Here is an 8,263-nt window from a genome sequence, read left to right as displayed (position 1 = left end):
CTCCAGCTCATAGGCGCAGTTTTCGTAGATATCGAAGATCAGCAGCTGGCGGGGGCTGTAGCGCATGATCTGGCGGCAGAGCTCGCTGCCGATGGACCCGCCGCCGCCGGTGACCAGCACGATCTTGTCGTGCAGATATTCGGAGATCTGGGCGTTGTTCAGCTGAATTTCGTCCCGGGAGAGGAAGTCTGCGGTGTTCAGTTCACGCAGGCCCGCCACCACCGGCTTGCCGCTCTCGTCCACCGCCTGGGGATCGTTGAGCATCCGCACCCGGCAGTGGGTGGAGTTGCAGAGGTTGATGACCTCCCGCAGGCGCTCGCCTTTCAGGGTGGTGATGGCGATGACGATCTCTACAATATGGTATTTGCGCACCAGTTCGGGAATGTCCGAGATGGTGCCCCGCACCGGAACGCCCTGCACACGCAGGTTCTTTTTGGTCAGGTCATCGTCAACAATGACCACCGGGTTGCCGAAGGTGGAGTTTTTGGTCTTGCACAGGTTGACGGCCCAGGCACCGGCATTGCCCGCGCCCACAATGAGCAGAGGCGTTTTGTCCCGGGCGGTACGGGCCGCCTTGGGCGTGCTGCTGGTATACTGCCGCAAGGTCCGCAACAGCCGCCACAAAAACCGCACACCGGCCACCGCCGCAATGTTGAGTACCGCACCAATGATCAGCACGGTACGATAAAGCACACCGCCGCCGATGGGCATCAGCAGCAGGTCGGCCATCATAATGAAACCGGTGGCCAGTCCGGAAAGACACATCAGCCTGGCCAGGTCCCGCATGCCGGCATACTCCCACATGATCTCATACAGCCCGCCGAACCAGAACACGACCATATAGGTCAGAAGCATATAGGGCATATACTGCAGGAATGTTCCGATGACTTCGGGGCGCAGATACTGCTGAGCGCCGTCAAAACGCAGCAGGATGGCGATATAATAGCAAAGCACGATCAAACCGCAGTCCAGCAGCATGAGCAGGATGCGGCGGGGCAGGCCCTTGATCAGTTGTTCGTTGGTTTTCTTCATTCGTTCTGTCTTCCCTGTTATCCGGCAGACTGGACGGCCCGGACAAAAAACGGCCATCCCTGCCACAGTATATGGCGGGGCAAACTGGACCGCAACGCCGTTCCCCGCACAAAAATTTTGACTTCGGCTTGTATTATAACACAAAATTGCTCCGTTTGTCCCTACTAACAGGGGGCAAACGGAGCAAAAGACGCACAAAATCACCAAAAAAATTTTGGCAAATCAGACAATTGTGCTCCTAATGTTCAGTTTTATTCCACCGTGACACTTTTGGCCAGGTTGCGGGGCTTATCCACATCCAGACCTTTGGCGCAGCTCACATAGTAGGCCAGCAGCTGCAGCGGAATGACCGACAGGCTGATGGCAAAGTGGGGGTCGGTCTTGGGGACATAGACGGTGAAGCCGGCGGTGTCCTCGATGTTGTAGTTGCCGTAGCTGGTCAGCCCCATGAGGAAGGCGCCCCGGCTCTTGGCTTCCACCAGGTTGGAGACGGTCTTTTCGTACAGGTCGGGCTGGGTCAGGATGCCCACCACCAGGGTGCCCTTCTCCACCAGGGAGATGGGGCCGTGCTTCATCTCCCCTGCCGCGAAGGCTTCGGAGTGGATGTAGCTGATCTCCTTGAATTTCAGGCTGCCTTCCAGGGCCACCGCGTAGTCCAGACCGCGGCCGATGAAAAAGACGTCATGGGCGTTGGCATATTTGCTGGCAAACCACTGGATGCGCTCCTTGTCGGTGAGGGTCTTTTCGATCTTGTCCGGCAGGGCCTGCAGTTCCGCCACCAAGGCGGCGGCGCGGTCCTCATCCAGCACACCCCGCTGCTGCCCGAAGGCAATGGCCAGCAGGTAGCAGGCGGCCAGCTGGGTGCTGTAGGCCTTGGTGGTGGCCACGGCGATTTCCGGGCCGGCCCAGGTGTACAGGGTGGCGTCGGCCTCCCGGGCGATGGAAGACCCCACCACGTTGACGATGCCGATGGTGCGCACGCCCCGGTCCTTGCACAGGCGCAGAGCAGCCAGGGTATCGGCGGTCTCGCCGCTCTGGCTGATGATGATGGCCAGAGAATCCGGCTCCAGCACCGGGTCACGGTACCGGAACTCGCTGGCCACGTCCACCTCCACCGGGACCCGGGCCAGACTCTCGAAGACATAGCGGGCCGCCACGCCCACATGGTAGGCAGAGCCGCAGCCCACGATGTAGAGGCGTCGCACCGCCCGGATGGCTTCCTCGTCCAGGGAAAGCTCGCTCAGGTCCACCTTGCCGTCCTTGATGCGGGGGCTCAGGGTGTCCCGCACGGCGGCCGGCTGCTCGTGGATCTCCTTCATCATGAAATGCTCGTAGCCGCCCTTTTCCGCCGCTTCGGCATCCCACTCAATGGTGGTGGCCTGCTTTTCCACCGGTTCCCGGTCAATGTTGAAGAATTCGATGGAATCGGGGGTCAGGCGGGCGATCTCCAGGTTGTCGATGTAATAGACGGTGCGGGTGTACTTGAGAAGGGCAGGCACATCGGAGGCAATGAGGTTGCCGTCCTCGGCGCGGCCCACAATGAGGGGGCTGTCCTTGCGCACGGCATACACCACACCGGGCTGGTCCGCAAAGAGCACACCCAGCGCATAGGACCCGCGCACCCGCAGCATCATGCGGGTGATGGCGTTCAGCGGATCGCCGGCCGCCTCCCCGGTATAATAGTAATCGATGAGCTGGGCCACCACCTCGGTGTCGGTCTGGGACACAAAATTGAATCCGCGGTTGGTGAGCCAGTCTTTCAGTTCCTGGTAGTTTTCGATGATGCCGTTATGCACCACCGCGATCTTTTCATCCCGGCTGTAATGGGGATGGGCGTTGACCACCGAAGGCTCCCCGTGGGTGGCCCAGCGGGTATGGCCGATGCCGCAGGTACCGGGGACGGCGTTGCCGCCGTCGGTCATCTCGCTCAAAACGCGCAGACGTCCCTTTGCCTTGACCACCTCAATCTTGCCGGCCGCTTCCTGCACGGCCAGACCGGCCGAGTCATACCCGCGGTATTCCAGTTTGGCCAAGCCGTCCAGCAAGATCGGCGCGGCCTGCGCACGACCGGTAAAGCCAACGATTCCACACATATGGGTTCCCTCCGTTCCGTATCCTGTTTCACAGGATGTGTTTGTCACATGATTTTTTAAGTATATGCGATTTTCAGGCAAATGTCCACCTTGGGCCTGCCGGCGGTTATAAAAAACGGACGACCGTCAAGGGCAACGGTCGTCCGCCGCACGCATTCTCCCTTTCCAGTTTCTTACACCATAAAGACTTTTCAAAGCAGAGTCGCGTACTTCGTATAGAATACCATGAATCCGGCCGCAGAGCAAGTCAAAAACCGGCAGCTGCCGCTTAGCAGAACTATTTTGACTGCTTTTCCGAAGATTGTTATGTTTTGAGGCATAATTTCCGAAAAATCAAAACCGGTTGCTTGTGCTGCCGTTTTACTTGGCAGGCGTGCGGACGGTGTGGTATAGTTATTACAGTACGCATTTTTGATTCACACAGGGAAAGGAAGGGTTCATGCTCGCATCTTTGCTATTGTTCGCGGCCGTGGTCATGCTGGCCTGCACGGTCTTTCTGAAGCTGAGTTCCCGGCTGGGGATTCCGGCGCTGCTGGTATTCCTGTTTCTGGGCATGCTGTTCGGTTCGGACGGGCTGTTCAAGATCGCTTTTGACGATTACGCCGTCACCGAACAGATCTGCTCGGTGGCCTTGGTCTTCATCATGTTTTACGGCGGTTTCGGCACCAACTGGCGTGCCGCCCGCCCGGTGGCGGTGCCGTCCATCCTGCTTTCCAGCGTCGGCACCCTGCTGACCGCCCTGCTCACCGGCGGGTTCTGCCATCTGGTGCTGAGGATGCCCCTTTTGCAGGGTCTTTTGTGCGGGGCGGTGCTGGGTTCCACCGACGCGGCCTCGGTGTTTTCCATCCTGCGTGCCAGGAACCTGGCCCTGAAAGAAAACACCGACTCCCTGCTGGAAGTGGAGAGCGGCAGCAACGACCCCTTCGCCTATATGCTCACCGCGGTGCTGCTGGCTGCCATGGAAACCGGCATCACCCCGGGCGGTGCGGCACTGCTGCTGGTGAAACAGCTGGCCTTCGGGCTGGTCTTCGGTTTCGGTGTGGGGGCCGCGGTGCTGTGGCTGCTGCGCCGGGTGCGGTTTTCCTTTCCCGGATCAGACGTCATTGTGGTGGTGGCAGCCGCGCTGCTGGCTTACGCCGCCCCCACCCTGCTGGGCGGAAACGGCTTCATGAGTGTGTATATCGCGGGCATCCTCCTGGGCAACGGCGAAATCGGACACAAGGAAACGCTGGTCCCCTTCTTTGACGGCATCACCAGCATCATGCAGATGATCCTGTTCTTTGTGCTGGGGCTTCTCTCCTACCCTTCCCGGATGCCGGCGGTGCTGCTGCCGGGGCTGGGCATTGCCTTGTTCCTGACCCTGGTGGCCCGCCCTGCGGCGGTGTTCTTGCTCATGACTCCCTTCCGGGGCAGTGTGGGGCAGAAACTGCTGGTCTCCTTTTCTGGGCTGCGGGGTGCGGCCTCGGTCGTCTTTGCGGTGATGGCAGTCATCAGCCCCGCCTACATCGAGATGGATATCTTCCACATCGTGTTTGTGGTGGTGCTCTTCTCCATCCTGGTCCAGGGATCATTGCTGCCCGCCGCGGCCCGACGTCTGGACATGATCGATACCCAGGGCAATATTCTCAAAACGTTCAACGACTATGTGGATGAAGCCCCGGTGCAGTTCATCCAGATCGCTGTGCCCGCCGGTCATGCCTGGTGCGGCAAGGCGGTGCGGGAGATCCTTTTGCCCCCGGGCACCATCCTGATCAGCCTGCAGCGCGGCGACCAGACGCTGGTGCCCTCCGGCAGCACCGTATTGCAGCCGGGAGACCTGCTGGTCCTTTGCGCCCTGGAGCAGGACAAGGCCCCCGCCGCCACCCTGACCGAAAAGGTGGTCAACATCCAGGACCTGCCCGAAAGCCGCCGTCTGGCCGATTTGCCCCGTCGGGCCGGCGCGCTGATTGTGCTGATCCGCCGGGGACAGGAGTATCTGATCCCCAACGGAGACACCGTGCTGGAGGACGGGGACCTGCTGGTCATCAACAATACCGTCGCCCACTGAATCGCCCGACTTTTCATACAAGAAAGCCCCGCCGTACCGGGAAAGGTACAGCGGGGCTTTGATTTTATTCAGGCTGGCAAGATCAGCGGATCTCTACGTTCAGCCGATATTTCAGGTTGCCCAGGATCTTCTTGACAAAGCGGTCGATCTCCTCGGGCGCCAGAGCCTTGCCGGCAGGCACAAAATGCAGGGTGAAGGCCATGCTCTTTTTGCCGGCACCCACCGACTCGCTGCGGTAGATGTCGAAGAGCTCCACGTCGCCCAGGCTGGGGCAGGCGCGGTGCATCTCGGCGATGATATCGCCGCAGGCGGTCTCCTCGTCGGCCACGAGAGCCAGGTCACGGGCCACCGAGGCGAACTCGGAGATGGGAGCATAGCGCAGGGCCTGACGGCGGTGAGCCATGAGGGCGGGCCAGTCGATCTCCGCCAGGAAGATCTTCTGGTTGTCCCGGCTGTCCTTGGGCAGCTTGAGCTCGGCGGTCACATCATTGGCCAGCTTGCCGAAAACACCGATCTTCTCCTCGCCGCACAGGATGTCGGCGGAGATGCCGGGGTGCAGCCAGGGGGTGTTCTGGGCACGGCGGTAGTCGAAGGTCACGCCGAAGGCGGCGCCCAGGGCTTCGATGGCGCCCTTGAGGGCGAAGAAGTCCTCCTTCTCGCCGAAGGCGGCCAGCCCCAGGTGCAGGGTCTCGTTGGGCAGCTGGTTGATGCTCTCGGCAGGAGCGTAGACGTTGGCCAGCTCGAACAGGCGGCCGGCGGTGTTGCCCTTCTTCAGGTTTTCCACCACCACGTTCAGCAGGGACGGGGCCAGCAGCGGACGCATGATGGTCAGGTTGGAAGTCAGGGGGTTGAGGATGCGCACCACGTTGCGCTCGGGAGCATCGGCGGCAATGTGCAGGGCATCCAGGTCGGCGTCGGCGTAGAAAGCCAGGGTGATGGCCTCATAGAAGCCCTGGGCGCAGACGGTGTTCTTGGCACGGGCCTGCCGCTGCTGGTCCGGGTTCAGGCCGCCGTTGGTGACGGTGGCGTTCTTCAGGAAGGTGGGCTTGATGTGCTCGTAGCCATATTCCCGGATGACTTCCTCGGCCAGATCGGGCTCGCCTACCTCGATATCCTCCCGCCAGCGGGGGGCTACCACCTGCATGGTGTCATGGTCATCCTGCAGCTCCACCTGGAAGTCCAGACGCTTGAGGATATCCAGCACCACCTCGGTGGGAACTTCAATGCCCAGGATGGCGTTGATGCGGCTGATGCGGGCGGAGAAGCGCTTGCCTTCCCGGGAAGCACCGGCGGACACGTCAAAGGCACTGGCGGTGACTTCGCCGCAGTTCAGTTCCTGGATCAGGTGCAGAGCGCGGGCCATGCCCAGCTCGGTGGTGTACTCGGAGACGCCCTTCTCATAGTGGGCGGAAGCGTCGGTGTTCTGGCCCAGGCCGCGGGCGGTCTTGCGGATGTTGTCCCGGGCGAACTTGGCGGACTCGAACAGCAGCTGGGTGGTGTTCTCGGTGATCTCGCTGTTCAGACCGCCCATGACACCGGCCAGGGCCACCGGCTTGTGGCCGTCGCAGATGACCAGGTTCTGGTTGGTCAGGGCGAACTCCTTGCCGTCCAGGGTGGTGATGGTCTCCCCTTCCGCGGCGCGGCGGACGATGATCTGGCAGCTTTCCAGGGTGTTCATGTCAAAGGCATGCATGGGCTGGCCGATCTCCAGCATGACGTAGTTGGTGATATCCACCACGTTGGAGATGCTGCGCAGGCCGCACAGCGCCAGCTGACGGCGCATCCACCGGGGAGACTGGCCCCAGGTGATATTGCGCACATAATGGCCCATGTAGCGGGGGCAGATGTCGGGGGCTTCCACCGTGATAGACAGGCGGGGGTCCTTATAATCGGTGGTGGTGTAGTCGGTGGCGGGCATCTTCAGGGGCTTGCCCAGCACGGCAGCCACCTCCCGGGCAATGCCCAGGATGCTCTGGCAGTCGGAGCGGTTGGCGGTGATGGAGATATCAAAGATATACTCATCCAGGCCCACCACCTTGCGGATGTCGTCGCCGGGGACGGTGTCCTTGGGCAGGTCGAGCAGGCCATAGACTTCGGCGCCGGGATACAGGTCCTCATTCAGGCCCAGTTCCTCGCCGGAGCAGAGCATGCCGTTGGATTCCACGCCGCGCAGGGGCTTGGCCTTGATGGTGACGCCGCCGGGCAGGGTGGCGCCATCCAGCGCGGCGGGGGTGTGCATGCCCACATACACGTTGGGGGCACCGGTGGAGATCTGGATATCATGGCCGTAGGGGCCGCAGTCCACCTTGCAGATGTGCAGATGGGTGCCTTCCTGGGGGACGGCCTCGGTGACAACACCCACGACCACCTTGGAGATCTCGGCACCCAGATAGATCAGTTCTTCCACCTCGAAGCCGCAGGAGAAAAGCTTTTCCTGCAGGATTTCGGGGGTCACGTCGATATCGACATATTGTTTCAGCCAGCTGAACGGTACTTTCATTGGTTTCTTCCTCCCTTAGCCCTTGAACTGCTGCAAGAAGCGCAGGTCGTTTTCAAACATCAGGCCGATGTTGTTGATGCCGTATTTGAGCATGGCGATCCGCTCGATGCCGATGCCGAAGGCAAAGCCGGAATACACTTCGGGGTCGATGCCGCAGTTGCGCAGCACGTTCTGGTGCACCACGCCGGCGCCCAGCACTTCGATCCAGCCGGTGTGCTTGCACAGGCTGCAGCCCTTGCCGCCGCACTCAAAGCAGGAAACGTCCACCTCCACGCTGGGTTCGGTGAAGGGGAAGTAGGAAGGACGCAGACGGGTCTTGACCTCGGGTCCGAAGAGGGCCTGGACGAACTTGTCCAGCATGCCCTGCAGGTCGCACAGGGTGATGCCCTTGTCCACCACCAGACCTTCCATCTGGTGGAACATGGGAGAATGGGTGGCGTCGGAGTCGGAGCGGAAGACGCGGCCGGGTACCAGCACCTTGATGGGCGGGCGCTCCGCATCCATGACGCGGATCTGGCCGCCGCTGGTCTGGGTGCGCAGCACGATGTCCTCGGCCACATAGAAGGTGTCCTGCATATCCCGGGCAGGATG

At 61.2% G+C, this 8,263-nt stretch carries 5 protein-coding genes; 1 reads left to right on the top strand and 4 read right to left on the bottom strand.

All coding sequences use genetic code 11. The features are described from left to right. The coding region (locus tag Q0K17_RS09285; protein WP_294542497.1) for a polysaccharide biosynthesis protein at positions 1-1,032 on the bottom strand (1,032 nt) is incomplete at its 3' end. A gap of 251 nt (positions 1,033-1,283) precedes the next feature. Next, positions 1,284-3,125, bottom strand: a complete 1,842-nt coding sequence (glmS, locus tag Q0K17_RS09280; RefSeq protein WP_294542496.1) for a glutamine--fructose-6-phosphate transaminase (isomerizing) — start codon at positions 3,123-3,125, stop codon at positions 1,284-1,286. 439 nt (positions 3,126-3,564) lie between these two features. Between glmS and Q0K17_RS09275 the strand changes: the two genes are divergently transcribed. Then, a complete protein-coding gene (locus Q0K17_RS09275) occupies positions 3,565-5,172 on the top strand; it encodes a potassium/proton antiporter (protein ID WP_294542492.1) in 1,608 nt (535 codons plus the stop codon). An 82-nt stretch (positions 5,173-5,254) separates the two neighbouring features. Here Q0K17_RS09275 and pheT read toward each other — a convergent pair whose 3' ends face one another. Together pheT and pheS are read right to left on the bottom strand one after the other, a co-directional pair. Next, positions 5,255-7,672: a phenylalanine--tRNA ligase subunit beta gene (gene pheT / locus Q0K17_RS09270; RefSeq protein ID WP_294542491.1), complete on the bottom strand. Its 2,418-nt coding sequence runs from the start codon at positions 7,670-7,672 to the stop codon at positions 5,255-5,257. 15 nt (positions 7,673-7,687) lie between these two features. Further along, positions 7,688-8,263 (bottom strand): phenylalanine--tRNA ligase subunit alpha (gene pheS, locus Q0K17_RS09265; protein WP_294542489.1); only part of this gene is annotated, 576 nt, incomplete at its 5' end.

It is taken from the genome of uncultured Gemmiger sp. (genome assembly GCA_944388105.1).
In the GTDB taxonomy this organism is placed as follows: domain Bacteria; phylum Bacillota; class Clostridia; order Oscillospirales; family Ruminococcaceae; genus Gemmiger.
Note: the sequence above shows the minus strand (reverse complement) of the source record. Positions and strands in the feature narration are given on the sequence as shown.